The 26,314-nt window shown below is 66.7% G+C and carries 21 protein-coding genes; 14 read left to right on the forward strand and 7 right to left on the reverse strand.

The window, feature by feature from the left end:
• The first annotated feature begins 26 nt into the window (after window positions 1-26).
• The 8 genes from ACOFKW_RS00285 (at window position 27) to phoU (ending at window position 7,889) form a co-directional block, all read left to right on the forward strand.
• Entirely contained in the window at window positions 27-1,028 is a 1,002-nt protein-coding gene (locus ACOFKW_RS00285) for a glycosyltransferase family 2 protein (RefSeq protein ID WP_419815355.1), read from the forward strand.
• Window positions 1,025-2,230: a glycosyltransferase gene (locus ACOFKW_RS00290; protein ID WP_419815356.1), complete on the forward strand. Its 1,206-nt coding sequence runs from the start codon at window positions 1,025-1,027 to the stop codon at window positions 2,228-2,230. The genes ACOFKW_RS00285 and ACOFKW_RS00290 overlap by 4 nt, the downstream gene beginning before the upstream one ends.
• The gene (locus ACOFKW_RS00295) at window positions 2,220-3,245 is read left to right on the forward strand and encodes a glycosyltransferase (RefSeq protein ID WP_419815357.1); all 1,026 of its coding nucleotides are present in this window, start codon (window positions 2,220-2,222) and stop codon (window positions 3,243-3,245) included. The genes ACOFKW_RS00290 and ACOFKW_RS00295 overlap by 11 nt, the downstream gene beginning before the upstream one ends.
• Before the next feature lie 121 nt (window positions 3,246-3,366).
• A complete protein-coding gene (gene pstS / locus ACOFKW_RS00300) occupies window positions 3,367-4,401 on the forward strand; it encodes a phosphate ABC transporter substrate-binding protein PstS (RefSeq protein ID WP_419815358.1) in 1,035 nt (344 codons plus the stop codon).
• 66 nt (window positions 4,402-4,467) lie between these two features.
• Window positions 4,468-5,460: a phosphate ABC transporter permease subunit PstC gene (pstC, locus tag ACOFKW_RS00305; protein WP_419815359.1), complete on the forward strand. Its 993-nt coding sequence runs from the start codon at window positions 4,468-4,470 to the stop codon at window positions 5,458-5,460.
• Window positions 5,461-5,464: 4 nt separating this feature from the next.
• Complete coding sequence (gene pstA, locus ACOFKW_RS00310; protein WP_419815360.1) at window positions 5,465-6,301, forward strand: phosphate ABC transporter permease PstA; 837 nt, start codon at window positions 5,465-5,467, stop codon at window positions 6,299-6,301.
• Between the two features lie 12 nt (window positions 6,302-6,313).
• A complete protein-coding gene (gene pstB / locus ACOFKW_RS00315) occupies window positions 6,314-7,135 on the forward strand; it encodes a phosphate ABC transporter ATP-binding protein PstB (RefSeq protein WP_419815361.1) in 822 nt (273 codons plus the stop codon).
• Window positions 7,136-7,172: 37 nt separating this feature from the next.
• Window positions 7,173-7,889 carry a phosphate signaling complex protein PhoU gene (gene phoU, locus ACOFKW_RS00320; protein ID WP_419815362.1) on the forward strand — a complete coding sequence of 239 codons (717 nt, stop codon included), beginning with the start codon at window positions 7,173-7,175 and terminating at the stop codon, window positions 7,887-7,889.
• On the opposite strand, the gene ACOFKW_RS00325 is transcribed toward phoU, so the two are convergent.
• Window positions 7,886-10,429 carry an HWE histidine kinase domain-containing protein gene (locus ACOFKW_RS00325; RefSeq protein WP_419815363.1) on the reverse strand — a complete coding sequence of 848 codons (2,544 nt, stop codon included), beginning with the start codon at window positions 10,427-10,429 and terminating at the stop codon, window positions 7,886-7,888. The two genes, phoU and ACOFKW_RS00325, sit on opposite strands and share 4 nt — an antisense overlap.
• Window positions 10,430-10,798: 369 nt before the next feature.
• On the opposite strand from ACOFKW_RS00325, the gene ACOFKW_RS00330 reads away from it, so the two are divergent.
• Genes ACOFKW_RS00330 through ACOFKW_RS00340 form a run of 3 tightly spaced genes read left to right on the forward strand, consistent with a single transcriptional unit; the run spans window position 10,799 to window position 13,054 of the window.
• Entirely contained in the window at window positions 10,799-12,010 is a 1,212-nt protein-coding gene (locus tag ACOFKW_RS00330) for an alpha/beta fold hydrolase (protein WP_419815364.1), read from the forward strand.
• The gene (locus ACOFKW_RS00335; protein WP_419816987.1) at window positions 12,010-12,657 is read left to right on the forward strand and encodes a DsbA family oxidoreductase; all 648 of its coding nucleotides are present in this window, start codon (window positions 12,010-12,012) and stop codon (window positions 12,655-12,657) included. The genes ACOFKW_RS00330 and ACOFKW_RS00335 overlap by 1 nt, the downstream gene beginning before the upstream one ends.
• Window positions 12,658-12,706: 49 nt before the next feature.
• A complete protein-coding gene (locus ACOFKW_RS00340; RefSeq protein ID WP_419815365.1) occupies window positions 12,707-13,054 on the forward strand; it encodes a UBP-type zinc finger domain-containing protein in 348 nt (115 codons plus the stop codon).
• Here the strand turns inward: ACOFKW_RS00340 and ACOFKW_RS00345 are convergent.
• Window positions 13,051-14,076 (reverse strand): GlxA family transcriptional regulator, encoded by a 1,026-nt coding sequence (locus ACOFKW_RS00345; protein WP_419815366.1) that lies wholly within the window; start codon window positions 14,074-14,076, stop codon window positions 13,051-13,053. The genes ACOFKW_RS00340 and ACOFKW_RS00345 overlap by 4 nt on opposite strands.
• Window positions 14,077-14,329: 253 nt before the next feature.
• Here ACOFKW_RS00345 and ACOFKW_RS00350 point away from each other — a divergent pair, with 253 nt between their 5' ends.
• Window positions 14,330-15,157, forward strand: a complete 828-nt coding sequence (locus tag ACOFKW_RS00350; RefSeq protein ID WP_419816988.1) for an alpha/beta fold hydrolase — start codon at window positions 14,330-14,332, stop codon at window positions 15,155-15,157.
• 153 nt (window positions 15,158-15,310) lie between these two features.
• Here the strand turns inward: ACOFKW_RS00350 and ACOFKW_RS00355 are convergent, their stop codons facing one another.
• Entirely contained in the window at window positions 15,311-16,480 is a 1,170-nt protein-coding gene (locus tag ACOFKW_RS00355) for a WD40 repeat domain-containing protein (protein WP_419815367.1), read from the reverse strand.
• Between the two features lie 383 nt (window positions 16,481-16,863).
• On the opposite strand from ACOFKW_RS00355, the gene ACOFKW_RS00360 reads away from it, so the two are divergent.
• Window positions 16,864-19,845: a TonB-dependent receptor domain-containing protein gene (locus tag ACOFKW_RS00360; protein WP_419815368.1), complete on the forward strand. Its 2,982-nt coding sequence runs from the start codon at window positions 16,864-16,866 to the stop codon at window positions 19,843-19,845.
• A 63-nt stretch (window positions 19,846-19,908) separates the two neighbouring features.
• Window positions 19,909-20,838, forward strand: a complete 930-nt coding sequence (locus ACOFKW_RS00365) for an RraA family protein (RefSeq protein ID WP_419815369.1) — start codon at window positions 19,909-19,911, stop codon at window positions 20,836-20,838.
• Between the two features lie 19 nt (window positions 20,839-20,857).
• Here the strand turns inward: ACOFKW_RS00365 and ACOFKW_RS00370 are convergent, their stop codons facing one another.
• From ACOFKW_RS00370 to ACOFKW_RS00385, 4 genes are read right to left on the reverse strand one after another with little or no spacing between them, the layout of a single operon-like run.
• Window positions 20,858-22,639: a hydantoinase B/oxoprolinase family protein gene (locus tag ACOFKW_RS00370; RefSeq protein ID WP_419815370.1), complete on the reverse strand. Its 1,782-nt coding sequence runs from the start codon at window positions 22,637-22,639 to the stop codon at window positions 20,858-20,860.
• Window positions 22,636-24,705: a hydantoinase/oxoprolinase family protein gene (locus ACOFKW_RS00375; protein WP_419815371.1), complete on the reverse strand. Its 2,070-nt coding sequence runs from the start codon at window positions 24,703-24,705 to the stop codon at window positions 22,636-22,638. The genes ACOFKW_RS00370 and ACOFKW_RS00375 overlap by 4 nt, the downstream gene beginning before the upstream one ends.
• Before the next feature lie 11 nt (window positions 24,706-24,716).
• The gene (locus ACOFKW_RS00380) at window positions 24,717-25,505 is read right to left on the reverse strand and encodes an SDR family oxidoreductase (RefSeq protein WP_419815372.1); all 789 of its coding nucleotides are present in this window, start codon (window positions 25,503-25,505) and stop codon (window positions 24,717-24,719) included.
• Between the two features lie 32 nt (window positions 25,506-25,537).
• On the reverse strand, window positions 25,538-26,302 hold the full coding sequence (locus tag ACOFKW_RS00385; protein ID WP_419815373.1) for an SDR family NAD(P)-dependent oxidoreductase: 765 nt from the start codon (window positions 26,300-26,302) through the stop codon (window positions 25,538-25,540).
• Window positions 26,303-26,314: the final 12 nt, after the last annotated feature.

Below are 26,314 nucleotides of genomic sequence, written 5' to 3' on the forward strand. Positions count from 1 at the left end.
GTGTCGAGCCTAGCCGTGAGTAATCGATGATGAGTTCCAAGGACATAATCGCGGTCGTGACCATCAACTGGAATGGTTGGGCCAACACGCTGGAATGCCTCGCTTCGCTGCGGGCGAGCCGCCAGCCGGCGTGGCATCTGTTCGTCGTCGACAATGCCTCGACCGACGATTCGCTGTCGCACCTTGCGGGCCTGGGCGACGACGTCACGCTGATCGCGGCGCCGACCAACGGCGGCTGGACGGGCGGCAACAACCTCGGCGTGTCGAAGGCGCTGGCCGACGGCTACGACTGGATATTCATCCTCAACAACGACGCATCGGTCGAGCCCGACACGCTGGAGCGCCTGCTGGCCGAGGCCAAGGCGCAGGCGGCGCGCGGCGTGTGGCCGGTCCTCGGGCCGGTCCACCGTGGCGGCGCGCTCCAGGAATATGATTTCATCGGCTCGGGGACCGATCCCAAGACCGGCATCCCGGGCTGGATCGACACCAGCAAGCAGGGCAGCCCGGCCGAGCGCCTGACCTCGACCAGCTATGTCAGCGGTGCCGGGATGTTCGTGCACCGGCGCCATTTCGAGGCAGTCGGGCTGTTCGACGATCGCTTCTACCTCAATTTCGACGATACCGACTGGTGCCGCCGCGCCGCGGGCCTGGGCTTTCCGCTGCTGATGCTGGCCGATGCCACGATCCGCCACATCGGCTCGGCCTCGATCGGCGGGCGCGAGTCGCCGCTGCAGACCTATTTCATGACGCGCAATCGCCTGCTGTTCGCCGAGAAGCACTGCACCTGGCGCGAGAGGCTGCGGCTGGCGCGGCGGTATGTCTGGCAGGCCCGCGACCTTACCGGTAAGGACAGCGCCTTCGCCTGGCTACCGCTGCTGTTCGGCGCGCGCGACGATGCGACAGCGGCGTTCCGCACCGGGCTGATGGACTATGCGGCGCGGCGCTTCGGCGACTGTCCGGACATCGTGCGGCGCTGGCAGTCGGCGGCGTCGAAGCTGAAGGCCAGCGCCGCGATCCCGGCCCGGTGAGCGTCGATGTCACGGTCCTGGTTCCGACCTACAACCGGGCGCACTACCTCGACGAATGCCTGACGAGCCTGTTGAACCAGTCGGTCAAGCCGCGGCAGGTCCTGGTCATCGATGACGGCTCGACCGACCGCACCGCCGCCGTGGTCGCCAGCTATGGCGCGCGGGTCGGCTACCTCAGGCAGCCCAATGGCGGCAAGGCGAGCGCGCTGAACCTCGGCCTGGGAGCAGCGGTCGGGGCCGACATCTGGATCTTCGACGACGACGACATCGCCCAGCCCGACGCGCTGCGCCTGCTCCACACCGCGCTGCACCAGGCGCCCGCCGCCGGGTTCGCATTTGGGCACTACAGCAATTTCAGCGACAGCCCGGACGGCGTGCGGACCCTGACGACGGTGCCGGCACCGCGCTTCGAAGCGGCGGACCTGACCTGCGCGCTGCTCGAGCGCTGCTTCGTCTTCCAGGCCGCGATGCTCGTCCGCCGGAGCCTGTACGACGAGGTCGGCGGGTTCGACACGAGTTTCGTGCGGGCGCAGGACTATGAGATGCTGTCGCGGCTGGTCCGGCACAGCGAGGGCGTCCATGTACCGGAGGTCGTCTTCCTGCAGCGCCAGCACGGCGAGACGCGTGGCACCGCGCTCCATCAGATCGACGGTGCGACGGTGTGGGAGAAGCAGAAGGCGTTCGACGCGCAGGTCCTCGACAAGGTGCACCGCAATTTCCCGCTACGCTCCTACCTGCCCCATCCGGCGCCGGAAGCCGAACTGACGCCCCGCCAGACCGTCGATGCCTTGCTGCGGCGGGCGGCGGTGATGGCGCGCAAGAAGCTGTGGGACCTGGCCGGCGACGACATCGAGGAGGCCGCCGGGCTGGCCGGCCGGCATGGTATCGCTGCCCCGGGGACTGCCGAGACTGCAATGTTGCGCCGGGTTTTCGACGAGCATGGCTATGCCCGCGACGACTTGGGTGCCGGCAATCTGCTGCTCCGCCGGGTCGAGGCGCTGCCCGAAAGTCCCTTCCGCAAGGCGCTGATGGCAAACCTCTCGTGGCCGGTCTTCCGCTACGGGCTACTCGCGGTCAGGCAGGGCCAGTTGCGGCAGGCGCGCGGATTCCTGGAGCTATACCGCGGCCTTGGCGGGAGCGCCCTGCTGCCGGCGCACCTGTCGCGGCTGATGGGATCGGTGGTGGGATCGCGTGCAGGCTGAGCGGCGGCTGGTCATCGGCTCGTGGCCCGGGCGGACGTTTGCCTGGAACAGCTTCATCGCGAGCTTTTGCGAGGCGCTGGAGGCCGCCGGTTGCGAGGTCGTCGACGTCGAGGACCCCCGATCGCTGCAGACCCGCATCGACGTACTGCATATCCACTGGCCCGAGCAGATATTCTGGAAAGGCGGCGGCGCGGCCCGGCTGACCTATCGGACGGTGTCCGTCCTGCGCGCCCTCGCCCGGCTCCGGCGCTCCGGCGTTCGCCTCGTCTGGATGGTGCACAATCTCCGCCCGCACGACGAAAGCGGCGCGCGACGTCCGCTCTGGGCCTATCTTTCGCGCCGCCTCGCCCGCATGGTCGACGGCTTCATGACGCTGAGCCCCGCGACGGTCCCGGTCGTACGGGCCGCCTTCCCTGCCCTTGCCGGCAAGCCCTTTGCCGACGCCTGGCACCCGGCCTATACCGACATTCCGGCCGTCGAGGCACCGGTCCGCGACCCGGCGGCGATCCGCTACGCCTTTCTTGGCCAGGTCCGCCCGTACAAGGGCGTCGAGGAGCTCGTCACCGCCTTCGCGGCCAACGCCGACCCCCGCCACCGCCTCGTCATCGCCGGCGATGCCGCGCCGCCCGAGTTCGCCCAGCGCATCGCCGCGCTTGGCGCCCGCGACGACCGTATCGACGTCGAACTCCGCCGCCTGAGCGACGCCGAGATGGCGACGGCGGCCGCCGCTGCCGACATCATCGTGCTGCCGTTCAACAACTACCTGCACTCCGGCTCGATGCTCTACGCCCTGAGTTGCGGCCGCCCGGTGCTGACGCCTTCGACCGCCTTTGCCGAGGGACTGGCCAAGGTCGTCGGCGCCGACTGGGTGCGGACCTACCAGGGCAAACTGGCCCCGCATCACCTCGACTTCACCCCGCCGACCGGGTCGGCCGACCTGGGCTTGCTGAGCTGGAGCGCCCTCGGCGAAGCCGCGACGGCCCTATACCGTAGGTTGGCATCGACCGCCGCCTGACCGGCTTTGTCAACAAATCCTGAATGTTTCGGCGCCGCCGTCGTCATGCAACTGTCATGAAACACTGTCACGAGACGCCTTGTCGAATCAGGGTCGGTTCGGCTGATCGCGAGGAGCCGGAATGTCCGTCCAATTCACTAAAGGTCTGCGCGCAGCATTGCTGCTCGGCGTAGCGACTGCAGTTTCAGGTCCGGCCTTTGCCGCCGCGATCACCGGCGCCGGCGCCACCTTCCCAGCGCCGCTGTATGCAAAATGGGGCTCCGCCTACAAGGCCGCCACCAAGAACGAGCTCAATTACCAGGCCATCGGCTCGGGTGCCGGCCAGGCGCAGATCAAGGCGCGGACCGTCGACTTCGGCGCGTCCGACGATGCCATGAAGGACGCGGACCTGACTGCCGCCGGTCTCGTCCAGTTCCCCGCCGTGATCGGCTCGGAAGTCATCATCGTCAACCTGCCCGGCGTCGCTGCCGGCCAGCTCCGCCTGACGCCCGACATCATCGCCGCCATCTATGCCGGCAAGATCACCAAGTGGAACGACCCGGCCATCGCCGCGATCAACAAGGGCCTGCCGCTGCGCCCGATGCCGATCACCCCGGTCTATCGCTCGGACTCGTCGGGCACCACGGCGATCTTCACCAACTACCTGACCAAGGCCGCCAAGGGCTGGACCCTGGGTGCCGGCAAGACGATCAGCTGGCCGGTCGGTTCGGGCGGCAAGGGCAATGACGGCGTCGCCGGCAACGTCAAGAACACCGTCGGCGCGCTCGGCTATGTCGAGTTCAACTATGCCTTCGCCAACAAGCTGACGATGACCAAGCTGAGCAACACCGCCGGCAAGTTCATCGACCCGACCCCGGCCAGCTTCAACGCCGCCGCTGCCCAGGCCGATTGGGCCAAGGCGCCGAACGCCGTCGTCAACATGCTCGCCCTGCCCGGTGCCAACACCTGGCCGATCGTCAGCGCCACCTACATCCTGGTGCCGACCAAGCCGACCAATGCCGCGGGCACCAGCGCCGCCCTGGCGTTCTTCGACTGGAGCTACAAGAACGGCGGCAAGGTCGCACAGCAGCTCGGCTATTTGCCGCTGCCGGCCGCTGCCGTCCAGCGCGTCCGCACCGAGTGGAAGAGCATCAGCGGCGTCACCCTGCCCCGCTAAAGTCGCCTGTCGGGGCGTGCGGCAGGTGCCGCACGCCCAATTCCTGGCCGAAATCCTGGAGCCCAGATGAGCGACGTCGCCACCCCGTTACCATTGCCGATCGGCCCGCTGTCGACCGCGTCGATGCCGGACGAGTCACCGCGTCACTCGACCGGGCGCGAGGCCTTGTTTTCGGGCCTCGTCACCGGCTCGGGCCTGATCGTGCTGGTCCTGCTCGGCGCGATCATCCTGATGCTGGCATTCGGTGCCTGGCCGGCGTTCAAGGCGTTCGGCATCGCCTTCCTGTGGACGCCGGTCTGGGACTCGGTGAACGACACCTATGGTGCCGGGATCATGGTCTATGGCACGCTGCTCAGCTCGGTGCTGGCGCTAGTGATCTCGGTGCCGCTGTCGATCGGTGTCGCCTATTTCCTGACCGAAATCCTGCCTGCAGCGTTCCGCCGGCCGATCGGCGTGGTGATCCAGCTGCTCGCCGCGATCCCGTCGATCATCTACGGCATGTGGGGCTTCTTCGTCCTCGCACCCTGGCTAGCAGAGCATTTCATCCTCGACGTCGCCGATGCCGCGGCCGGCATTCCGGGCCTCAACAAGGTGCTGGACTATGGCTCGGGCAACAGCGTCTTTACCGCCGGGCTGGTGCTCGCGGTGATGATCCTGCCGCTGATCACCGCGATGTTCGTCGAGATCCTCGGGGCTACCCCGGTGGTGCTCAAGGAGTCGGTCTACGGCCTCGGCGCCACCCGCTTCGAGGTCATCCGAGACGTCGCCATTCCCTACGGCCGCCGCGCCATGGTCGGTGCGGTGATGCTCGGGCTGGGCCGCGCGCTCGGCGAGACGATGGCGGTGGTGTTCATCATCGGCAACGCCACCCGCCTGTCGCCCAACTTGTTCGCGCAAGGCTCGACGATCGCCTCGACCATCGCCAACGAATTCGCCGAGGCCGGTTTCGGCACGATGAAGCTCGCGGCGCTGCTGGGGCTCGGCCTGACGCTGTTCATCATTTCCTTCATCGTGCTGGCGGCATCGCGGATGCTCGTCGCACCCCGGGCAGCGAGCTGAGCCGATGAGCATTCTCGCCCGCCGCCGCAAGATCACCAACTTCATCGTCGCGGCGCTCGCCTCCGCTGCCGCGGTGCTGTCGCTCGCGATCCTCGCCTCGATCCTGTGGACGCTGTTCGCCCGCGGCTTGCCGGCGCTGCGCTGGACGACGCTGACGACCTCGATGGCGCCGACCGGCGAGAATGGCGGCCTCGCCAACGCCATCATCGGCAGCCTGATCCAGGTCGGCATCGGTATGGCCATCGCCACCCCGATCGGCGTGCTGGCCGGCACCTACCTGTCGGAATATGCCCGCGGCTCGAAGATCGGCAACGTCACGCGCTTCGTCAGCGACATCCTGCTATCGGCGCCGTCGATCCTGATCGGCCTGTTCGTCTACACGCTGATGGTCGCGACGACGAAGACCTACTCGGGGTTCGCCGGCGCCGTGGCACTGGCGGTCATCGCCATCCCGATCATAATCCGGACTACCGAGGACATGCTGTCCCTCGTTCCCATCGCGCTGCGTGAAGCCGCCGCCGCGCTGGGAGCGCCGAAGTGGAAGGTGACGACGCTGATCGCCTGGCGCGCTGCCGGCTCGGGCATGCTGACCGGCCTGCTCCTTGCCCTCGCCCGCGTCGCCGGCGAGACCGCGCCGTTGCTGTTCACCTCGCTCGGCAACCTCAACTGGTCGGTGTCGCTGACCAAGCCGATGGCGAGCCTGCCGGTAGCGATCTACCAGTTCGCCGCCAGTCCGTACGAAGACCTGGTCCAGCTCGCCTGGGCCGGAGCGCTGCTCATCACGCTCGGCGTGCTCGTCATCAACATATTGGCGCAACTCACCATTGGCCGCCGGCGCTAGGAAATGAATGCCATGACCCAAGCCCCTGAAATGTCGTCGCTCGCCGATGTCGTCGGCCGGCGCGACACGCTGACCGATACCAAGCCGTACATCACCACCAAGAACCTCGACTTCTTCTACGGGGACAACAAGGCGCTGACCTCGGTCAACCTCGACTTCCCGGAAAAGCGCGTCACCGCGCTGATCGGGCCGTCGGGCTGCGGGAAGTCGACGCTGCTGCGCGTCATCAACCGCATGTACAGCCTGTACCCGGGCCAGCGCGCCACCGGCGAAGTGCTGATGAACGGCGAGAATTTGATCGATCCCAAGGTCGATCCGACCGACCTGCGCGCCCGCATCGGTATGGTCTTCCAGAAGCCGACGCCGTTTCCGATGACGATCTACGAGAATGTCGCCTTCGGTGTCCGCCTGCACGAGCGGCTGAGCAAGGCGGCGATGGACGAGCGCGTCGAGTGGAGCCTCAACAAGGCGGCGCTGTGGACCGAGGCGAAGGACCGCCTGCACAGCTCGGCGCTCGGCATGTCGGGTGGCCAGCAGCAGCGGCTGTGCATCGCCCGCACCATCGCGGTGAAGCCCAAGGTGCTGCTGTTCGACGAGCCGACCTCGGCGCTGGATCCGATCTCTACCGCCAAGGTCGAGGAGCTGATCGCCGAGCTGCGTGCCGATTTCACCATCATCATCGTCACCCATTCGATGCAGCAGGCGGCGCGAAGCTCGGACCAGACGGCGTTCATGTACCTCGGCAAGGTCATCGAGGTCGGGCCGACGGCGCAGATCTTCACCAACCCCGTCGAGAAGCAGACCCGCGAATATGTCACCGGGCGGTTCGGCTGAGGCCAGCCGCGACCGGACCAGCCTTGGGAGTAGCAGCATGACTTCGACGATCCTTACGCCGCACACGGTATCGTCCTATGATGCCGCGCTGCACGAGCTGCGCACCGTTGTTTCCCAGATGGGAGCATTGGCCGAGAGCCAGCTGACCGCGGCGCTCGATGCGCTGGTCGAGCGCGACGTCGCTGGTGCGCTGGGCGTGGTGGCGCTCGATCATCGTCTCGACCGCCTGCAGGAAGAGGCCGAGCTGAGCGCGACGACGATCTTCTCGCGCTATTCGCCGCTGGCCGACGACCTGCGCGAAGTCATGGCGTCGCTGAAGATCGCCGGCTGGCTGGAGCGGGTCGGCGACTATGCCAAGAACATCGCCAAGCGCGCCTCGACGCTGGCCGAGCTCCCCGACGCCGAGGGCAGCGCCCAACTGTATGAATTGTCGAGCTTGGCCAAGCATTTGCTGCGCACCGCGCTGGCCGCCTATCTCGACCGCGACGCCGACCTGGCGCGCGAGGCGGTGCACGGCGACGCGGCGGTCGACGCCGAGTACAACCGGGTGTTCCAGAGCCTGATCTCGCTGACCGAGGCCGATGGACGGTCGGCCGCCGGCTTCGTCCACCTGCAATTCATCGCCAAGAACCTGGAGCGCATCGCCGACCAGGCGACCAACATCGCCGAGCAGGTCGAATTCGCCATCACCGGCGAGCCGGTCGCGGGTCGCGAAAAGGGCGACACCTCGGCACTGGGCGTCGGCGAGGTCTAGGCGATCCCGAGGCTGCGGGCGATCGAGTCCTGCGAATAGGGCTTGGCGATCACCGGTGCCTGGCGGTGCTCGAGCGGGAAGTCGATGCCCTCGCCATAGCCGGTGGCGAACACGTAGCGGATGCCCAGTTCGCGCAGGCGCGAGGCGATCGGCCAGCTCATCTCGATGCCGAGGTTGATGTCAAGGATCGCAAAGCTCGGCGTCTGGGCGGCGATCAGGCGCAACGCCCCGGCGACATCGCTAGCCATTAGCACCTCGTTCGCCCCCAATGCGGTCAGCACGTCCTCGGCGCCCAGCGCGATGATGATGTTGTCCTCGACCAGCAGCACCGTGCCGCTGAGCCGCCCGGCGGGGGTGGTCGCGATGGCAAGCACGGCGGCGATCGGCAGGTCCTCGCCGCGGACAACGTGACGGGCGGGAATGACGAAGCGGGCGTGCAGGCCACCGGGCGCATAGTCCAGGCTGGCCTCGCCGCCGAGTTCGTGCGGCACCGAGCGGTGGATGATCGTCGAGCCGAAGCCGCGGCGGCTCGGGGTCTGGACTTCCGGGCCACCCGTCTCGGTCCAGTCGAGGGCCAGGCTGCCGTCGAGACCGAGCGTCCAGCGGATCGCGACATCGCCGCTGGCTTCGCTCAGGGCGCCGTGCTTGGCCGCGTTGGTCATCAGCTCGTGGATCACCAGCGCGATCGTCGAAAAGGCCTGGGGCTGGAGCAGCACCGCCGGCCCGTCGGACGACACCCGCGTCGCGCCATCACCCAGGAAAGCCGCCGCCTCGGTGTCGATCAGCGTCGCGAGCGAGCCGGGCCCCCAGTTCTCGGCGGTGATCTGGTCGTGCGCCCGGGCCAACGCATGGACCCGGTCGCCGAGCACCGTCGCGAAGGTGTCGACGTCCTGCGCGCTCATCCGGCTTTGCGCCACCAGGCCGCGGATCAGGCCGAGGATATTGCGGACGCGGTGATTGAGCTCGGCGATCAGCAGCTCCTGCTTCTGCGTCGTGGCGCGGTTCTCCGTCTCCGTCTCGCCGGCACGTCGCAGGATGATCTCGATCAGCGTCACCCGCATGTTCTCGGCGGCGATCAGCTCGGCCGGGGTCCAGATCGCCGACTGGCCGCGCACGACTTCGCGCCATGCGGCAAAGCTCTTGCGGGGCGTCAGGCGGGGACCGTCGCTGCCGACGACCAGCAGCTTGTTCGGCCGCCCGGCCCAGGTGACGGCGTGCGCCATCTCGTGCCGGAAGAAGACCAGGTAATCCTGCGCCGACCGCGAGATCGGCAGCACCAGCATGCCCGCCGCGCGGTCGACGAACGCCCTTCCCTCCGGCCACACCCGGCCGATTTCCGCGGTGGCATAGATGCGGCTGGCGACATGCTCGTCGAGGAAGCCGCGCAGGGCCCCGCACTCCGCTGCGGTCGGTGTCTCGCCGCGCAGGGTGACGTCGCCGTCGACATAGACCGCGATCCCGTCGCACGGCACCAGGTCGGCGATGCGATCGGCCAGCTGGGTCATCGTCTGGGCGGCCGAGCCGCGCTCGATGGCGGTCGCGACCAGTTGCTGGCGCAGCTGCGAGGCATGCTCCTCATAGGCTGCGACCTCGGCCCGCTCCCGCTTCTCGATGAGCAGCGACAACAATTCGCCGAACAGCTCGGCAGTGGTGCGCTGCTCGAAGCCGATGTGGCGCGGCGCCATGTGATGGCAGGAGATCAGGCCCCACAACAGGCCGTCACGGACCAGCGACACCGTCATCGTCGCCGCGACGCCCATGTTCTGCAGATATTCGATGTGCATCGTCGAATGAGCGCGCAAGGTACTCATCGACAGGTCGAGCGGCTGGTTGAAGCCGTCGGAGGCCGGCACCAGCGGGCTGGGCACCGCGCCCACATCGACCAGCACGCGGACCGGGTTGCGCAGCAGCAGCGCACGGGCCTGTTGGGGGATATCCTCCGCCGGATAGCGCAGCCCGAGGAACGGCTCGAGCCCGGTGCGCACCCGCTCGGCGATCACCTCGCCGGAACCATCGGGGTGGAAGCGGTAGATCATCACCCGGTCGAAGCCGGTCAGCGCCTGCATCAACCGCGCCGCCTCGCGCACCAGGCTGGCCTGCCCCTTGGTCCGGGCCAGCATCGACCGCAGCATCGCGCCGGCGTTGAGGTCGCCGGTCGGGACGTTGGGCTCGGCCTCGATGATGATCAGGCCGCCGGTCTGGTGGATCGCCAAGTCGTAGCTTGGGCCGCCGTCCTGCAGCTGGACGGCAAAGCTGCGCTCCACCGCATCGGCGCCGTTGAGCAACGACAGCCGGTTGCGGATCAGGTGGATCGCCTCGGCGTGAAAGACGTCGCGCAGCGAAGCGCCAAGCAACGCCTTGATCGGCAGGCCAAGAAAATCGACGATGTTCGCGGAGACGCGCGCCACCCGCCATTCGCTCGACAGGGCAATCAGGAAGCCGATAGGCTGGATCGCACTAATGTGATGGATCGGCTCGCGGTCGCAACTCGTCATGTCGACCGTATAGCTGCCCTGCAAGTCTGGTTCGATTTCCGTCACACACGCCCCTCAGATACCAATCGACGGGACGCGCTGCATCGGCGAACAGCGAATGCCTGTTACCGCACAAAGCGCGACAGAGCGAGTCATTCGACGTCTCGCAACGTCATCGACGCTTTGCAAACAAACGACTTAGCCAAGCTCGCTCAGCTGGACGACCCGGGATCGCCAGAGCCGCGCGAACGCTTCGGGACGGTGAAGCGACAGAACGGCCCGCCGTCGCCAAGAAAATTGAAGACTTCGGAATTGCCACCGACACCTCGCCGGCAACCACCGACATTTCCGTGTGTTTGCCAGGTTCGGGAAGCCGCGTGCCATGCTAACCTGGGGGAACCACGTCGGCGCGATCCGCCGCCGGACCAAGGAAGCATGATGCCGACGCGCCCGTTCGACTTCACCAACAGCGCCGGCCACACGCTGTCCGGCCGGCTCGAACTGCCGGTCGGCCCGCCGCACGCCTGGGCGTTGTTCGCGCACTGCTTCACCTGCGGAAAGGACAATCTGGCCGCCGTGCGGATCGCGCGTCGGCTGGCCGGCTCGGGTATCGGCGTGCTGCGCTTCGACTTCACCGGGCTGGGCCATAGCGAGGGCGATTTCGCCGACACCGACTTCAGCCTCAACATCGAGGACCTGGTCGCGGCCGCCAAGGCGATGGCGGCGGCGGGCATGGCACCGGCGCTGGCGATCGGTCACAGCCTGGGCGGCGCGGCAGTATTGGCGGCGGCGCGGCTGCTGCCCGATGTGCGCGCCGTCGTCGCGATCGCCGCGCCGTTCGATGCCGCGCACGTCATCGCGCAGATGACACCCGACAAGGTTGCCGAGATCGAGCGCGGCGGGCGTGCCGACGTGCTGTTCGGCGGGCGCCCGTTCACAGTCGGCAAGCAGTTCCTCGATGACGTTCGCGAGCAGGACCAAGGGCCGAGGATTGCCGCACTAGGGCGGCCGCTGCTGTTGCTGCATTCGCCCAGCGACAAGGTCGTCGGCATCGACAACGCCACGCGGATCTTCGTCACCGCCCACCATCCCAAGAGCTTCGTCTCGCTCGACGGTGCCGATCACCTGCTGTCGAAGTCGCGCGATGCGGATTTTGCCGCCGATGTCATCGCCGCCTGGTCGAGCCGCTATCTGCCCGAGCCCGTCCAGGCCGCCGCGAGCGACTTCGATGCCGAAGCCGAGGAGACCGGCATGGGCAAGTTCCAGCTGGCGATGCGCGCCGGCCAGGCGGCCTTCATTGCCGACGAGCCGGTCAGCGTCGGCGGCCTCGGTTCGGGCCCGTCGCCGTATGACCTGCTATGCGCCGGTCTCGCCGCCTGCACGACGATGACGCTGCGCCAGTACGTCACCGCCAAGGGGTGGCCGGTCGAGCGCATCCGCACCGCCGTCGCCCACCGCAAGGAAGCCGGGGCATCGCCGCCCGACGTGTTCACCCGGCGGATCACCATCGAAGGCGCCGTCGACGAGGAGCAACGATCGAAGCTGGCAGGCGCCGCGGACCGTTGCCCGGTGCACCGTACGCTGGAACAGGGCTCGCGCTTCGACAGCGTCGATGTCCGGATCACGACCAAGTCAGGAGACGCATGATGGCCACGCCGATGAAGATCGACTTCGTCTCCGACGTGTCGTGCCCGTGGTGCATCATCGGGTTGCGCGGGCTGGAGGAAGCACTGGCGCGCAGCCGCGATGCCATCGACGCGACCATCGTCTTCCGCCCGTTCGAGCTCAACCCGACGATGCCTGCGGGCGGCCAGAACATCGCCGAGCATATCGCCCAGAAATACGGTTCGACGCCCGAGCAGTCGGACGCCAACCGGCGGATGATCGTCGATCGCGCCGCGGAACTCGGCTTCACCATGGCGATGACCAGCGACAGCCGCATCTACAACACCTTCGACGCGCACCGCCTGCTCCACTGGGCGGAGACAGCCGGGCACCAGGCCGAGTTGAAGCACGCGCTGTTCACCGCCAATTTCACCGAGGGCAAGGACCCCGGCAACCATGACGTACTGGTCGAGGCTGCGGAGCGGGCCGGGCTCGACGGCAGCGCGGCGGCCGAAGTCCTCGCGTCGGGACGCTATGCCGACGACGTCCGTCGCGAAGCCGAACTCTGGCGCTCGCGCGGCATCAACGCCGTCCCGGCGATCGTCATCAACGACCGGCACCTGATCTCCGGCGGTCAGCCCGTCGAGGTTTTCGAGGCAGCGCTGCGCCAGATCGCTGCCGAGTGCTGACCCGACCACGCCGTCAACAGCCGAACTTGAATCTGGATACGGGGACAAGATGAGCAAGACCAAAGACATCGACCCAGCGGCACCGCCGTCAGGCACCGGTTGCGTGGAATGCCTCGAGCATGGCGGCTGGTGGTTCCATCTGCGCCGCTGCGCCGCCTGCGGGCATGTCGGCTGCTGCGACTCCTCCGTCGGGCAGCATGCATCCGGGCATTTCGCCACGACCGGCCATGCGATCGTCCAGTCCTTCGAACCCGGCGAGGGCTGGTTCTGGAACTACGAACTGAACGCCGTCGTCCGTGGCCCCGCGCTCGCGCCGCCGACCAGCCATCCGGTGTCGCAGCCGGTGCCCGGGCCGGACGGCATGGTCCCGCCCGACTGGCAGGAACAGCTCAACTAGGCGGCGCTAGTCTGCAGGATGCGGTGGGTCGGCTGGACGTCGTGCGAAAATCGCTTCCGGTAATCGCTGGGACTTAGTCCGGTCAGCTTGGTGAACAGCTGCCGGAACGATGCCAGATCGCCGTAGCCGACGTCCGAGGCGACTTTGGCGATCGTCTCGGTCGTGGTCTCGAGCAGCTCACGCGCCCGTTCGATGCGAAGCCGCTGGTGATATTTGTTCGGTGGCAATCCCGTTGCCGTCTGGAAGCGTCGCATGAAGGTGCGCATTTCGAGGCCGGACCATTCGGCCATGTCGGCGACAGTGCCGCCGCTGGGCCTGCGCGCATGTAGCTGTTCCTGGGCCTTCAGGATCGCGCCGTCGCCGTGGTTCATCTCCGGCATGAAGGTCTTGTAGAACCGCTGCTCGCGACCGGGCGGGTCGATCATCATGAAGCGCGCCGTCTCCATCATCGCCGCAGCACCGAGCAACCGCCTGACGATGACGAGGCCGAGGTCGGTCCAGGCCATGACGCCGCCGACGGTGATGAGGTCGTCCTCCTCGGTCAGCAACGCATCGATATCGACCTTGACCGCCGGAAACATCGTCGCAAGCTCGGGAGCGCAGAGCAGGTGCGTGGTCGCGCGACGGCCATCGAGCAGGCCGGTCTGGGCGAGCAGGAAGGTGCCACCGCAAATCGATCCGAGCACGACACCTTCCGAATGCCGCGCCGTCAGCCAGTCGGCCCATTTCCGATCGCCCTCGATACCGAGGGCGGCGGTCTGGCAGGGCGGGATGATGATGATCGCCGGCCCTGCGCCGTCCGACAGGTCGACATCGGGAAGCGTATCGAAGGTCCGCACGATGCCGCCCGCGCCGGTGTCGGCGAAATGCGTGACGCGGATGACCGGATCGTCGGAGCCGAGGCGGATACGGCTGAGGTCGTCGGTGATCCGAAACAGGTCGGTAAGCCCGTAGACGATCCCGAGCATCATCCTGGGGCGCAGGACGATGCCGATCTCGATCGGGTCGGCAGCTTGCACCATTTGTCGGTTCCGCCTCGCACTTTGTCGTTTCGGCCCGTCACCGTTACGCCTTCGGTACGCTATCACACATATGCGGCGAGCGCGCCGGAAGTCATCGCGGAGCCGCATAATGTCAGCGCCATCATCTTCGGACCCATCGGCCACGATCGGCGGCTCGCGACGAGACGTCCTCGTCGGTGCCGCGCTCGTCACCGGACTGGCCATCGCGTCGCCCGGATTCGCTGCCGTCCACCGCACCCCAGGAGACAAGACCATGAGCACGATCACCGTCAAGGATGGCACCCAGATCTTCTACAAGGAGTGGGGCGCCGGCCAGCCGATCGTCTTCCATCACGGCTGGCCGCTCAGCGGCGACGACTGGGACAACCAGATGATGTTCTTCGCCGACAACGGCTTTCGCGTCATCGCGCACGACCGTCGCGGTCATGGCCGCTCCAGCCCATCGGCCAAGGGCAACGACATGGACACCTATGCCGCCGACGTCGCCGCGGTCACCACGCATCTCGGCCTGCGCAACGCCGTCCATATCGGCCATTCGACCGGCGGCGGCGAAGTCATCCGCTATGTCGCACGCTATGGTGGCAACGGCCGCGTCGCCAAGGCCGTGACGATCGGCGCGATCCCGCCCATCCTCGGCAAGACGCCGGGCAATCCGAACGGCGTCCCGCCCGAGGCGATCGCCGGCATCCGCGCCGGCGTCATCGCCAACCGCGCGCAATTCTATCAGGATTTTGCGACCGGGCCGTTCTACGGCTTCAATCGTCCCGGTGCCGTCGTGTCGAAGGGCATCAGCGACAACTGGTTCCGGCAGGCGATGGCGGGCGACATCAAGGCGCAATACGACTGCATCGGCGCCTTCACCGATACCGACTTCACCGCGGACCTGAAGTCGATCGAGCAGCCGGTGCTGCTGATGCACGGCGAGGACGACCAGATCGCGCCGGTGGAGACGACATCGCGGCTGGCGATCAAGCTGCTCAAGCACGGAACGCTGAAAACCTATCCCGGCTTTCCGCACGGCATGGCGACCACCCATGCCGACGTCATCAACGCCGACATCCTCGCCTTCATCCGCAGCTAGCGGCGCGCGTGCCGGGCGGCACGTCGCCCGGCACGCGCAGTCCCGGCTGCGCGGACAAGAACGATGCCCTGGGAGGCTCCCAAGAGGAACCGCGGCAGGCTACTGGTGCAGGCGCGATACTTCGCCAACGGCCATGGCGCCGACCGATTGCCTTTAGCGGGGCGTTGTGGCGATCGACACGGCGCCTCCCGGCGCCTGTATCCGTTGCCCGGTGTCACGCAATCGGCCGCCACTGACCTCGAACACGGCGACCGCTTTCTCGATGTTGAAGTCGACCAGCAGCCGGCGTCCGTCCCTGGAGAAGACCAGCCCCTGAGCGATCCCCCCGCCGGCGACCGAGTTGACCAGTGTCGCCGTGCCGCCGGCGACCCGGAACAGAGATATCTGCCCGATGTCCCTGTGCCCCGGATTGGTAGCGGGCAGGTGCGAGCCGCCCAGTGTCTGAACGGCGAGGAAGCGCCCGTCGGCCGACAAAGCGACGCCCTCGGGTGCCGATGGGACGGTAATATGCTGAACCGCGCGAAACGGCCGCCGGGAAAGGTCGATCAAGGTCACGCTGTCGGCATCGCCGGCGAGCCTGCCCCGGACACCCAGGAGCGTCGTCATGCCCATGTTTCCGACCGCCGCGTACCGGCCGTCGCCCGACATGGCGATCGCAAGCGGTCCGACGCCGGTGGTGATCCGGTCCGCGCCAAGGGTCACCTTGCCACCGGTAATATCGAGTACGCTGAGTCCGCCCTCGTCCCGATGCGCGACCAAGGCAAATCGACCGTCCGGCGAGATGGCCACTCCGGAAAGCCGGCTGGCGGTCAGGGCGATCGTCTCGACCAGCCTGACGCCATCGCGGATCGCCAGGACCTTGACCGTGCCGTCGGTGCATGCGGCAAGCAGGAGCGTGCCGTCGGGACTGATCGCTAGCCCGTTCGGGTTGGACCCGAGATCGAGCGACGTCACGCTGCCGTCCGCCAACCTGACGATCTGCAGGATCGTCCCGGGCAGCTCCTTCTTAGTCGCGAAATTATAGCTGGTCGGCGAGCTTACGAATGCGAGCGCTCCGTCGGGCGTGATCGCCACCGACTGTGGGGGGCCCAGGATCGAGTGGTCGAGCCCGGCGACCTGCCTGACGACCGTCACTGGCAGCCGGGACGCATCGAGGATCATGATCGCATCGTTCGGCGCTGCGCGGTCGCCGCGGCCGGTCGGTACCAGGCTGGTAGCCGGTCCGTGCACGCCGACGACGACAAGTTCCGGCCCAGCGTTCGTCGCGGCATAGGCCAGCTGGCTGGATAGTACAGCAAGCAGCAGGACGATGTTCGGCTTCATGCAGGTCTCTCCATTGACGAGGTACTATTCGATCTTGAAGTCGGCACAGCGGCCTCCTCCGAGCTAGACGTTCGTCTCGGACACACCGTCAGCAAGAGCTCCACTCACGCCACTTGTAGGCGAAAACGCTTGCGTTCGCTGAGGGTCAGCAATCGACCTACGAAGCTATTCAACACGTCAAGCATTCAGATGGTTGCGCTAACATTCCCTGCAGCATCCTTATGTTGCGCACGATCTGTTCAGGTAGAAATTTTTACTTCCTCGAATCAGATATTTTATCCTATCAGGTATTGCAATGATTCGGCCCGACTAGAGGCCGGACAGGACGAGGAGCTGTTCCCGACACACCCGGGATCAATTCTGCATTCTTTGGGGAGACATAGATGTCGAGGCATTCGAACTGGGCGATCCTTGATGGATCGGCCCTGGTGCTCATTGCTGGAATGATCGTTTCTAGTCCCGCGATCGGCCAGGTGACGCCTGCGCCGCCTCAGACCGACCTGCCCGGCGCCGGTCCGACAGTGCCCGCGGCGCAAGATGCCACCCAGGCCGATGATATCGTCGTGACCGGCACGAGCATCCGCGGCGTCGCGCCGGTCGGGGCCAATCTCGTTTCCGTGGGCCGCCAGGCGATCGAGCAGACCGGCTCGGTCAACGTGCAGCAGATCCTCAAGACCGTACCGTCCATCACCGGGCTCGGTGGTGCGGGTGTCGGCCAGACCGCGGGCAATTCCTATTACGCTCCTACGATTCACAGCCTCGGCTCATCCGCGTCGAATTCGACGCTGACCTTGATCGACGGGCACCGGTTGCCGCTCGGCGGGACCAACCACGCCCTCGCCGATCCATCGATGCTGCCGACGATCGCCATCGAGCGCGTCGAGGTGCTCGCCGAGGGCGCGTCCTCGACCTATGGCTCGGATGCCGTCGCCGGGGTGGTGAATTTCATCACGCGCAAGAATTACGAGGGCTTCCAGGCGAACGCGCAGATCGGTTTCGCCGACGCGGGCTATCGCACCTACACCGGCGGACTGCTCTATGGGCACCGTTGGGACACCGGCTCGGTCATGGCGGCGTACGGCTTCTCGCAGGCGGGGCCGCTCGCCAACGACTATGCCGCAAGGTCGTTTCTCCAGCCGAACCACCTGGATGAAGGCGGCACGAATTTCCAGAGCTTCAACTGCTCGCCGGCAACAATCCAGATGGGCACCGCCGGCTCGGCGCCTGTCTTCCTGTCGCCGACCGCGACGTCGACCGTGGCGAACTCCGGCGCCAACTCGCCGTGCGACACGACCGTGTTCTCCGATCGTCTGGGGCGCGAGACGCGACACACCGGCTACGTCAAGATCCAGCAGGAAGTCGGCGACCGGCTGACGCTCATCGCCGACTTCAACTATTCCAAGCGCAAGAACCTGCAGGCGGTCGGCCGTGGCGGCATCACCGCCAGGGTGTTCCAGACCGATGCGGCCAATCTGGCCGGCGACCCGACCGGCGCCATAATCCAGGCAAATCCATTCTACCTCAACCCGCCCGGGCAGACCGGCGCGACGCAGACGATCCGCTGGAACGCCGACCAGTTGCTCGGCCCCGGGGCGACCAGCCAGAACTCGGCGCAGACCTGGTTCGCGACAGCCAACGCCGAATATCGCCTCGGAGAGAATTTTCACGTCACGGCGCTTGGTATGATCGGCCAGGACGAGACGCTGGCGCTGACCAAGGGCACGCTTTGCAGCGCCTGCGCGCTGCTTGCCCTGAACGGCACCACCAACGCGACCGGTGTCGCCAACCAGTCGAACCCGGGTCGCACCGATGTCGTGCAGCAAAGCCTGACTGCGGCAAACGCCCTTGACGTCTGGAACGACGTCAGCGGGAACCGCACATCGGCGGCGGTAATCGCCCGACTGAAAGACGCGAGGTCGTCGCAGCGTGGCAAGAACGTCATCAAGCAGGGCCGCATCGGCATCGACGGGTCGTTGTTCGAGCTGCCGGCCGGCAAGGTCCGGATTGCCGTCGGCGGCGAGGTACTCAGCTACACGCTCAACACTTCGGTCGACCGGCCGAACGGCACCGGACCGTCGAGCCTCGCCAATCAGTCCTTCTTTTTCCCGACCAAGCGCTCGGTAAAATCGGGCTTTGGCGAGCTGCTGATCCCGCTGATCTCGGCGGACATGAACATCCCGCTGGTACACCAATTCGACGTCAGCGTGTCGGGTCGCTACGATCACTACAACGACTTCGGCAGCACCACGAACCCCAAGATCGCCGCCAATTGGGAGATCTTCGAGGGCCTCAAGGTACGCGGCAACTGGTCCCGGTCGTTCGTGGCGCCCTCGCTCCGGTCACTCGGCGATCCGAATGCCAACGGCCTCTACAACGAATCCGCGGTCGTCCAGTTGACCGACACGCAACAGGTGCCGGTCGCCGCCTATCCCGACGTCGCGGGCATTGCCGGCATCCCATGCGCCAACGGCTTCTGCCAGATCAGCGGCACGACCCCCGGCATCCGCATCCAGACCGGCAATCCCGGCCTCAGCCCGCAGCGCGGCACGACCTGGTCGGTCGGCTTCGACTTCGCACCCCGCGACTTCCTTTCGGGACTGCGTCTCTCGACGACCCTGTTCAACAACAAGCTCAAGGGCGGCATCACCTCGCCCCCGCTGTCGGCGATCATCAATTCGGCGTCGATCAACAACCTGCTGGTCTTCTACCCGGCGGGGCTGTCACCGTCCGACCCGACCGTCGCGGCGGCGATCGGCAACGTCCCGATCACCACCGCGCTGCCGACGCGGATCTATTACATCTATGACTTCCGCCAGCGGAACACCTTGAACCTGTCGATCCAGGGCCTGGACATCACCGCCAGCTACCGCTTTGAAACCGGCTTTGGAGACATCACCCCGGGCGTATCGGTCACCCATTTCCTGAAATACGATCAGAACTTCTCGGGCGGCCGAACCTTCAGCGTGCTCGGCACCACCGGCTTCAACACCACGTTTCCGTCGATCAAGACCCAGGGCCGCGCCTATCTCAACTGGGAGTTCAAGAGCGTCACGGCGAGCGTCTTCGTGAATCATGTCAGCGGCTACCGCAACTGGTCGGGCTCGACAGTCAGCCCGGTTCTTGTCGCAAGCGGGGCGCCGACCGGGGCGGGAGGCGATCCGGTGCGCTCGAACACCACGGTCGATGCGCATGTTTCGTACAACTTCTCCAAGACCGGGCTGCTTGGAAACAGTGAAGTCTATGTCGATGTCGAGAACCTGCTCGACCGCGATCCCCCGTTTTACAACGGCAGCTCGGGGTATGACTCCTTCGGTGCCAGCCCGCTTGGCCGCGTGATCAGCCTGGGGCTGCGGGCCAAGTTCTGACCCGAACCGATCTTTGAGACGGCAGCCTTTATTTGGCTGCCCAAGACGAGATGGAGAGCTGCAATGAAACTCAAGCTGTTCGCGATCGCCACCTGTGCCGCGGCGTTTGCCACTGCGGTTCCAGCGATTGCCCAAATCCAGGCGACGAAGGAGCAGATCCTGTTCTACACTGCGGAGTGGACCGGCGAGCGCTTTCCCGACGGTCGGCCTCGTGTATCGGACGCGATCCTGAAGCGCTTGCTGGACGTTAACACTGAGGAGGCCTGGGGTGTCCTGCGGCAGGCCGGGTACAAGAACCAGTTCGAGGGCGGGTTCACGATGATCCACAACGACCGACCCTTCGTCGGCCGGGCGCTCACCGTGCAATACCTGCCGATGCGCCCCGACATGAACAAGGCAATCAGCGCACAGGGATTGAAGGAAAAGCGGTCCGGCGGACACAATAGCTGGCCGATCGACATGTTGCAGGTCGGTGATGTCTATGTCGGGGACGGCTATGGCAAGATCGTCGACGGCACGCTGATCGGCGATAACCTCGGCAACTCGATCTATGCAAAGTCGAAGACCGGGGTCGTGTTCGACGCCGGCGTCCGCGATGTTGCCGGGTTGGCGGAGATCGCCGGGTTCAATGCCTTCACCCGCGGCTATGACCCCTCCTACATTCAGGAAATGGAAATGTTCCAGATCAACGGGCCGATCCGTATCGGCCGGGCGACCGTGCTGCCGGGCGATCTCATCCTGGCGAAGCGCGAAGGCGTGGTCTTCATCCCGGCGATCATGGCCGAGAAGGTCGTGCAGGGCGCCGAATTCATCGCGCTTCGGGATGCCTTTGGCCACCAGATGCTCCGCGAGCAGCGTTTCACCCCAGGTGAGATCGACCAGCGCTGGACGCCGGCGATCAACGCCGCCTTCGTCAAGTGGGTGGATGAACACCCCACGGCACTCAAGATGTCGCGCGCCGAGTTCGAGACGATGATGAAGGGGCGCAACTAGGGCGCCTCGCGTACCGCGATCAGACGCCGGGAATTGCGGGTTCCTGGCGGCGCAATCGGGCCGTGACGGCCTCGTCGATGTTGCCGGCGGCATCGATCTCGACGCGGTAGATGTCGCGGGCGCGCTCGCGCGATATCCAGCCTTCACGGACATCGTGGCCCACCTGCGCCACAGCGCGGGCAACGGCCGGGCCATAGCCGCCGCCGCCACTCGATAGCGAGACGATCTTCTCGCCGTCGAGCAGGGTCACCTGCGCGCAGGGATCGAGTGCCTCGCGGCTGCCGTCGGCCCGAAGCCGGTATTGATCGGCGCGTCCGCCGCCGGAGCCACCGCGCGCGCCCTTGGCCGGGTTGACGGCACCGTCGCTGACATAGCCGACCGAGATATCGCAGCCGACCGGGCCGAAGACGACACTGATCGACGGGGCGCCCTTGAACTGGCCGGCGCCTTCGGTGTCCGGCAACAGGCGGCGCTCGTAGACGTGGATCGGCTGGCGCAGTTCGTCGAGTTCCACGGAGTCGAGAAAGCACAGCCCGGCATTGCCGACATGGCCGATGGTGATCCAGGCATCGGCGTGCGGTGCGCCGGCGCCCCCGGTCATGCCGAGGAACAGCTGGTTGACGAAGGCCTCGCCGGTGCGCGGGTGGATGCCCGAGATGACGCCGACGGCCGGCGGGATCACCGCGCCGCATTCCGCCAAGCCGATCCCGGCGTCGATATCAGCGAATGCGCACTGCACGGCATTGGCGACGCGATCGGCGACATTGGTGGTCGAAACGGAGGTGCTGGTCGGGTGCCGCGGAATTCCGACGATGCAGTTCTCGCGGAGCAGCACGTCGATCCGGCGGAAGCTGCCGGCATTCTTGGGGACGGAATGCTCGATCGAGTTGAACACCCCGATCATTGCCGAGGTCCGCGAGCAGGCTTCCGACAGGTTGAGCCCGCACGGCAGGCAGTCGGGATTGTCCTGCAGGTCGACGGTGATCAACGCGGCTGCGGCATCGACCTGCACCCTGACCGAGACGTCGATGCCGGCAGCGGGCGTCCCGGGGAACGGGTCGTGGCGGCTGCGACGAACTGCGCTGCCGCCCGGGATCGCAGCGATCGCGTCGATCATCCGACGTTCCGAATAGTCCAGCCAGTCACGCTCGAAGCGCGCCAGTTCGTCCCAGCCTTGTTCGGCAGCCAGATCCATGATCTCGCGCTCGCCGATCCGCGCCGCGCCGATCATCGCCAGGAAGTCGCCCCACCACTGGTCCGGCACGCGGATGCGCATCTGGCACATGCGGACGAAGTCCTGGTTGGTCTCGAAGTCGGTCTGGACGCGGACCGCCGGGAAGATCAGTGCGCCCTCCTCGTAAACGTCCTTGGCCGAGCCGTGATAGGTCGTTGGAATCGAGTTGCCGATGTCGGCCTGGTGGGCCTTCACGACGACGGTGAAGCGGTGAACGCCGTCGTCGTCGACGACCGGAACCAGGATGGTGTGATCCGCCGCATGGCTACAGCCGTGGTAGGGCGAATTGTTGAGGAAGGCGTCGCCGCGCTTCAGCACGGGGTGAAATTCCTTCATCCACCGCGCCATGATGTCGGGACCCGACAGGACGTGGATCGGCAGGCCGTCGTTGGTGCTGAGCAGTTCGCAGCCGGCGGTGACGATGCAGCACGAGAAATCGCGCGCGATGTTGAGCACGCCCGAGCGTCCGGTGCGCAACAGCGTGTTCGCCATCTTGCGGGTGATACCCTCGAAGCGATTGTTGAGGATCGCCAGCTTGACGCCGTCCATCGTGCGGGTCGCAGTCATGCGGCTTTTCCGATCGCTATGGAGATGCCGCCGCTGGCGCGCCGGGTAGCGATGGCGCCCGGTTCGATGACGACGGTCGTGAACGGGTTTTCGAGTAGCGCCGGTCCAGCGATGCTCTCGCCGGGCTGCATCGCGTCGAAGCGGCGGACGGGAGCTTCGACCCAGCCGGTCGCCGCGAAATAGGCACGGCGGCTGCGGTCGCCGACCGGGCTGGAGACGCTGGACAGTTGCAGGCCGGGCTCGTCGCGCAGGGGGCAGCTGACGGTCGCCGACCAGCCGACGACCTCGATCGCCGAGGCGTGGTCGGAGAAGGCGAATAGGCCCTCGTGCGACAGATGGAAGTCGGCAATGAAGTCGGCAAGATCGGCCTCACCGGCGAACTCGCCACTGCGAACCGGGGTCTCGATCTCCCAGACCTGGGTGTCGTAGCGCGCCTCGGCCTTGAAGCTGATCGTCGCGGGCCGGGTCGATCCGGACGTCGCGGCAAAGGCCTCGCACTGTGCCTTGAGCCTGGCGAGCGCGGCGTTGACGGTCGAATAGTCGAAGCGGGCAGTGGTGGCGAAACGCGCGGCGTGGAATTCGGCCTTGAGATCGGACATCAGCGCGCCGGCGGCGGACAATGCGGCGCTGACGCTGGGTACGATCAGGGTCGGACAACCGAGGCGCCGGGCGATGCGGACCGAATTGAGCCCAGCTGCCCCACCGCCGCCGACCAGTACCGCGTCGCGCGGATCGGCACCCTGGTTGACGGTGATGTCGACGATCGCCTGCACCATGTTCTCGGTCGCCACCGCGAGCACGGCGTCGGCGGCAGCAGCGACGTCGATGCCGAGCGGTTCGGCGACATGCTTGCGGATCGCCTCGACAGCGCCGGCATGGTCGAGTTTCATCGCGCCACCGAGGAAAAAGTCCGGATCGAGGTGGCCGAGCACGATCGAGGCGTCGGTAACGGTCGGCAGCGTGCCGCCACGGCCATAGGCGACCGGCCCCGGCACCGCGCCGGCGCTCTGCGGCCCGACATGGAGCAGCCCGCCACTGTCGACCCAGGCAATCGATCCTCCGCCCGCGCCGACGCTCTTCACGTCGACCCAGGGGAAGCCCAGCATGATGCCGCGATACGGTGCGCCGATCCAGGTCTCGCGGGTCGTCGGGATGACCCCGCGCCGGACCAGGCTGACGTCGTAGGTGGTGCCGCCGGTATCGGCGACGATGGCGTTCGATATGCCCTCGTCGGCATCGGCGAACCAGCGCCCGGCGACGGGAGCCATCGATGGACCCGAGTTGACGATATGGATCGGTGCCTGCGCGGCGTCGGCAGCGTCGATCACCCCGGCGTTGGAGGTGATGACCAATACCCGCCCGCCAAAGCCTTCGTCGGTCAGGCGCTGCTGCAGGGTGCGCATGTACCTTCCCATCAGCGGCTTCAGCGACGCGTCGACGGCGGCGGAGGAGGCCCGGCGAAACTCGCGCAGGGTCGGGTTGAGGCGGTGCGACAGGGTGTAGGGGACGCCGGGCAGATGTTGCTCGAGGAGTTCGCCGACGCGCTCCTCATGCGCCTCGTTGACCACCGACCAGAGCAGGCAGACCGCCACCGCCTCGACTTCCAGCACTTTCAGGCGAGCGATCGTCGCGATGATCCCGGCCTCGTCGAGCGGCACCAGCTCCGAGCCGTCGGAGACGATCCGCCCGGCCAGTTCGAAGGTCAGCGCGCGCGGAATGAACGGCTCGGGGAACGGCACGGTGAAGTTGAACGGCTCGGCCCGTCCGCCCTCGCGCAGGACCAGTGTATCCGGATGACCGAGCGTCGTCAGCAGCGCGGTCCTGGCGGTCCGCCCGGTGATGATCGCGTTCAGCGCATGCGTCGTGCCGTGGATGAACAACGAGCCCCGCGCCAGCAATGCGCGACGCTCCAGGCCCATGCCGTCGGCCCCGACCTGAAGGGCATCGAGCACCCCCTGGACCGGGTCGGAGGGCACCGTCGACGCCTTGAACATGTGGCATCGACCATCGTCGTCCTCGATGATGAGGTCGGTGAAGGTGCCGCCGGTATCGACTGCGAAGCGCATCGGATATCTGCCTATTCTTCGTATTCGGCGTTGCCGTCGACGCCGATCATCTGGCCGCTGATGCGCGCGCCGGCCGAGGAGGCGAGGAACACCGCCATCGCGGCGATATCCTCCGGCTCGACCATCGTCCGCAGCGAGATGTAGCGCAGCATCGACCGCTCATAATCCGCCGCGGCAACGCCGAGCGCCTCGGCCTTTTCGTTGATGATGCGCTGGATGCGCTCGCCGCGAATGGCGCCGGGCAGGATGGCGTTGACCCTGATGCCGTGTGGCCCGAGCTCACGCGCCAGGTTCATCGTCATGCTGAGCAGCGCGCCCTTCGACACGACATAAGGCAGCCGCAGCGGCAGGCCGGTCTTCGCGCTGCCGGAGGAGATGTTGACGATCAGCCCGCTGCCGCGCGCCTTCATGCCCGGCACGGCGCGGCGCGCGAACAGGAAGTGGCTGGTGAGATTGGCGCGGAGCGTGCGCTCCCAGTCGTCGAGACTGATATCCTCGACCGCAGCGGTCGGCCCGGCGATGCCGACATTGTTGACGACCACGTCGACGCCGCCGTTGCGCTGCTCCGCGTCCGTGAAGAACGCGTCGATCGAGCCTTCGTCGGCAGCGTCCATCTGCATCGTCGCGATCGTCGGGCGCGCCGCGGCGAGCGACGCGAGGGCGGCGCCATCGACGTCGCAGACCGAGACCCGCGCCCCGGCGTTGGCGAACGCCTCGGCGATGACCCGGCCCGCACCGCCGCCGCCGGCCGAGACCAGCACCGACGCGCCGCGGAGTATATCGAAGGCAGCTCTGGGCAATTCGCCCTCCTCGTTATTAGAAATCACGCCGCTCACATCCCGGCCGACAGGCCTTCGTCGATCAGCACCGTCGAGCCGTGCATGGCGCGCGCGCTCGGCGAGGCGAGGAAGAACGCCAGTTCGGCGATGTCCTGGGGCGTCGAGAAGGTGCGCACGCTCGGCGTCGCCGCCTGCAGGCCGCGCAGCATCTTGGCCTGGGCCGGATCGGTCCGCATCGCGTCGTTCATCGGCGTCTCGGTATTGCCCGGCGCGATCGCGTTGATGTTGATTTCATAAGGTGCCAGCTCGATCGCCAGCGCACGGACCATCTGGCTCACCGCCGCCTTGGTCGCGCAATAGGCGCTGAAGCCGCCGACACCGAGCGTTGCCGCGACCGACGACAGGCAGATGATCCGACCGCCGCCGCGCTGCTTCATGCCCGGTACGACAGCGTTGATGCACAGGAACGCCGCCTTGAGGTTGGTGTCGACCATCAGGTCGAAGACGTCGATATCCGCTTCGCCGATCGGGGTCGGCAGGAAGATGCCGGCGGCGGTGACCAGGATGTCGACCGGTCCGAGCAGCGTGATGACATTGCCGATCAGGTCGCTGACTGCCTCGCGGTCGCGAACGTCGGCAGCGAAGGCCTCGGCAATGCCGCCAGCAGCGCGGATCATGTCGACGGTGACCTGTGCCTTGGCGACATCGGCGCTGGCGACGACGGCGACCTTGGCGCCGGCGGCGGCGTAGCGCATGGCGATCGCCTGTCCGATGCCGGAGCTGCCGCCGGTTACCAGGGCGACCTTATCGTTCAACATCTTGATATCCCC

The sequence above is a fragment of the Glacieibacterium sp. genome (assembly GCF_965200405.1).
Classification (GTDB): domain Bacteria; phylum Pseudomonadota; class Alphaproteobacteria; order Sphingomonadales; family Sphingomonadaceae; genus Glacieibacterium.

What these genes read in the sequence shown, in the direction of transcription:
- ACOFKW_RS00285 (WP_419815355.1), top strand. Translation starts at nt 27, where the DNA reads ATGATGAGTTCCAAGGACATAATCGCGGTCGTGACCATCAACTGGAAT.
- pstS (WP_419815358.1), top strand. Translation starts at nt 3,367, where the DNA reads ATGTCCGTCCAATTCACTAAAGGTCTGCGCGCAGCATTGCTGCTCGGC.
- pstC (WP_419815359.1), top strand. Translation starts at nt 4,468, where the DNA reads ATGAGCGACGTCGCCACCCCGTTACCATTGCCGATCGGCCCGCTGTCG.
- pstA (WP_419815360.1), top strand. Translation starts at nt 5,465, where the DNA reads ATGAGCATTCTCGCCCGCCGCCGCAAGATCACCAACTTCATCGTCGCG.
- pstB (WP_419815361.1), top strand. Translation starts at nt 6,314, where the DNA reads ATGACCCAAGCCCCTGAAATGTCGTCGCTCGCCGATGTCGTCGGCCGG.
- phoU (WP_419815362.1), top strand. Translation starts at nt 7,173, where the DNA reads ATGACTTCGACGATCCTTACGCCGCACACGGTATCGTCCTATGATGCC.
- ACOFKW_RS00330 (WP_419815364.1), top strand. Translation starts at nt 10,799, where the DNA reads ATGATGCCGACGCGCCCGTTCGACTTCACCAACAGCGCCGGCCACACG.
- ACOFKW_RS00335 (WP_419816987.1), top strand. Translation starts at nt 12,010, where the DNA reads ATGGCCACGCCGATGAAGATCGACTTCGTCTCCGACGTGTCGTGCCCG.
- ACOFKW_RS00340 (WP_419815365.1), top strand. Translation starts at nt 12,707, where the DNA reads ATGAGCAAGACCAAAGACATCGACCCAGCGGCACCGCCGTCAGGCACC.
- ACOFKW_RS00345 (WP_419815366.1), bottom strand. Translation starts at nt 14,076, where the DNA reads ATGGTGCAAGCTGCCGACCCGATCGAGATCGGCATCGTCCTGCGCCCC.
- ACOFKW_RS00350 (WP_419816988.1), top strand. Translation starts at nt 14,330, where the DNA reads ATGAGCACGATCACCGTCAAGGATGGCACCCAGATCTTCTACAAGGAG.
- ACOFKW_RS00355 (WP_419815367.1), bottom strand. Translation starts at nt 16,480, where the DNA reads ATGAAGCCGAACATCGTCCTGCTGCTTGCTGTACTATCCAGCCAGCTG.
- ACOFKW_RS00360 (WP_419815368.1), top strand. Translation starts at nt 16,864, where the DNA reads ATGTCGAGGCATTCGAACTGGGCGATCCTTGATGGATCGGCCCTGGTG.
- ACOFKW_RS00365 (WP_419815369.1), top strand. Translation starts at nt 19,909, where the DNA reads ATGAAACTCAAGCTGTTCGCGATCGCCACCTGTGCCGCGGCGTTTGCC.
- ACOFKW_RS00370 (WP_419815370.1), bottom strand. Translation starts at nt 22,639, where the DNA reads ATGACTGCGACCCGCACGATGGACGGCGTCAAGCTGGCGATCCTCAAC.
- ACOFKW_RS00375 (WP_419815371.1), bottom strand. Translation starts at nt 24,705, where the DNA reads ATGCGCTTCGCAGTCGATACCGGCGGCACCTTCACCGACCTCATCATC.
- ACOFKW_RS00385 (WP_419815373.1), bottom strand. Translation starts at nt 26,302, where the DNA reads ATGTTGAACGATAAGGTCGCCCTGGTAACCGGCGGCAGCTCCGGCATC.